This is a genomic window from Nitrospira sp. BLG_2, from assembly GCF_049222245.1.
Genome location: NZ_JBLYIG010000153.1, coordinates 1 through 1,949 on the forward strand (window position 1 = coordinate 1; position 1,949 = coordinate 1,949).

The window sequence follows — 1,949 nt, forward strand, 5'->3', positions numbered from 1 at the left end:
GACGGTCACCGTGCCGGAGGCGATGGAGTTGATGATCCCGGAAGACCAAGCGGTGTTGCTCTTTCAATCGGTGCGGGAGCTGCTGATGAATGCGTGGAAACATGCCGGCACCGGAAAGGCCGCCGTCGTCCTGACATACACGGACGACCAGTTACGGATCACCGTGAGCGACAAAGGCGCCGGCTTCGATCTTGTGACTGTCGCGGCGGCGCATCCGACAAGTGGTGGCGTTTCCTCGAAATTCGGCCTCTTCAGCATTGAGGAACGCATGCAATCGCTCGGCGGGTCGTTCGAGCTGGAGTCGGCCAAGGGCAAGGGAACGACCGCGACGCTTACCTTGCCGTTGGCTCGGCACCGTGAGACTGAGGTCAAGGTTCAGGCTGAGAGTCCGGAGAGAAGTTTTTCATCAACCTTAGCCTCAATCTTGCAGCCCCCTGCTTCTCGCATTCGTGTCTTGTTGGTAGACGACCACACCATGGTGCGGCAGGGACTTCGCGCGATGTTGGAAAGCTACGAAGATGTGCAGATCGTCGGTGAAGCGGTGGACGGCCAGGACGCCTTACGGTTGGCCGAGAAGCTCCGGCCAGGGATTGTGGTGATGGACATCAATATGCCGAGGATGAACGGCATCGAGACCACACGCGAGATGACCGCCCGCTATCCCGACGTCATGGTGATCGGGTTATCGGTCAACGCGGGTGACGACAATCGCGGCGCGATGATCAAGGCCGGCGCCGTCCGGCTCATGACGAAGGAATCGGCGGTGGAAGAGCTGTACGGCACGATTCAAGAGGCGGTAAAGCGTAAGTGATGAGTGAGAATCCGCGAGGCGACGGATAAGGAGGCGCAGGGCGCGATGGTGAGCGTCCAATATTCTATCTCAAGCCATGCCGATTCGCGACGAACACCGATGTGACCGGGTGTCGAAAGAAGAGGAGCATGCTGGGTGCGATGGGTGACATCACCAAAATCAAGAAGGCCCAAGCCGAATTGGGGGACCGCGGCAACCAGCTCAATGTCCTGTACGATCTTGCGAGTGCCGTCAACCGTGCGGACTCGCTTCATGTCATCTATGACAGGGCGCTCGATGCCATTCTGACCACGCTGCGGGCGGATCGAACGTCGATTCTGTTATTTGACGAACGGGGCGTGATGCAGTTTCAGGCCTGGAGAGGTTTGTCGGAAACCTATCGCGGTGCGGTGGCCGGGCATTCTCCGTGGAAGCGGGGCGAGACCGGGACGATGCCGATCGTCGTTGAGGATGTGGCGGCTTCGGACATAGATCCGGCACTGAAGACGGTGATTCTTGATGAAGGCATCCGGGCCATGGCTTTTGTGCCTCTGACATCATCCGGTCGTATCATCGGTAAGTTCATGGTCTACTTCGAGCGTTCTTGGACGCTGGACAAGGAGGATCTTGGAGTGGCTCAAGGCATCGCCGATTTGCTGGGAACCGGCATTGAGCGCAAGCGGACCGAGCGAGCGCTGCGCGAGAGCGAACAACGATTGAGAGCGATCATGGATTACGCGCCGGCGGCGATCTTCATCAAGGACCCTGCCGGACGGTATCTCTTCATGAACGAGCAGTGTGCACGGGAGTTGAACGTGAATCGCGAGCAAGCCCTTGGTAACACCGACCGAGACCTCCTTTCGGCCGAACTGGCCGCGCAATTTATGGCCAACGATCAACGAGTGTGGGCATCAGGCAGTTTGTTGACCGCGGAGGAACAGGTGCCCCAAGCGGATGGAGTCCACACCTCTCTTGTCCAAAAGTTCTTATTGCGTGACAATCAGGGCCTGCCCTATGCCTTGAGCGGGATTGCGCTCGATATCACCCCTCATTTGCGATTGGAATCGGCCATCCAGGCGAGCGAGGCACGGCTGCAGTTGACCCAGTCGGCAGCCAATATCGGAGTCTTCGATTGGGATATCGCCGCTCAAAAAGGCGT

At 58.4% G+C, this 1,949-nt stretch carries 2 protein-coding genes; both read left to right on the top strand.

What is annotated here, in order from left to right; genetic code table 11:
• On the top strand, window positions 1-811 hold an 811-nt coding region (locus ACOSYY_RS04280), incomplete at its 5' end, for an ATP-binding response regulator (RefSeq protein ID WP_421661031.1).
• Between the two features lie 140 nt (window positions 812-951).
• Window positions 952-1,949, top strand: a 998-nt coding sequence (locus ACOSYY_RS04285) for a PAS domain-containing protein (RefSeq protein ID WP_421661032.1), incomplete at its 3' end; no start/stop codon positions are given.